This window comes from Nonomuraea sp. PA05 (assembly GCF_008086045.1).
Classification (GTDB): domain Bacteria; phylum Actinomycetota; class Actinomycetes; order Streptosporangiales; family Streptosporangiaceae; genus Nonomuraea; species Nonomuraea monospora.
In genome coordinates this window covers 1-635 of the sequence record NZ_VSEY01000113.1, presented here as the reverse complement: position 1 = coordinate 635, position 635 = coordinate 1, and the positions used below count along the sequence as shown (strand labels likewise).

The 635-nt window shown below is 70.2% G+C and carries 1 protein-coding gene; it reads right to left on the bottom strand.

Features of this window, described 5'->3' with window-relative positions; all coding sequences use genetic code 11:
• The coding region (locus FXF51_RS60260; RefSeq protein ID WP_316247685.1) for a TCP-1/cpn60 chaperonin family protein at positions 1 to 635 on the bottom strand (635 nt) is incomplete at both ends.

Genomic DNA, 635 nt, shown 5'->3' with positions numbered 1-635 from the left:
GGGGCGGCAGGGGTCTTCTCGGGCTTCTCCGCGATGACGGCCTCGGTGGTGAGGAACAGCGCCGCGATGGAGGCGGCGTTCTGCAGCGCCGAGCGCGTCACCTTGGCCGGGTCGATGATGCCCGACTCGAACATGTTGACGTACTCGCCGGAGGCCGCGTTGAGGCCCTCACCCGGGGTGAGGTTGCGCACCTTCTCGACCACGACGCCGCCCTCGAGACCGGCGTTGACCGCGATCTGCTTGAGCGGCTCCTCCAGCGCCTTCTTGACGATGGCGGCACCGGTGGCCTCGTCGCCCGCCAGCTCCAGCTTGTCGAAGGCCTTGGCGCCGGCCTGCAGCAGCGCCACGCCGCCGCCGGGGACGATGCCCTCCTCGACGGCCGCCTTGGCGTTGCGGACGGCGTCCTCGATGCGGTGCTTGCGCTCCTTGAGCTCGACCTCGGTCGCCGCACCGGCCTTGATCACCGCGACACCACCGGCGAGCTTGGCCAGGCGCTCCTGGAGCTTCTCGCGGTCGTAGTCGGAGTCGGTGCGCTCGATCTCGGCGCGGATCTCGTTGACCCGGCCGGAGATCTGCTCGGCGTCACCGGCGCCGTCGACGATGGTGGTCTCGTCCTTGGTCACCACGACCTTGCG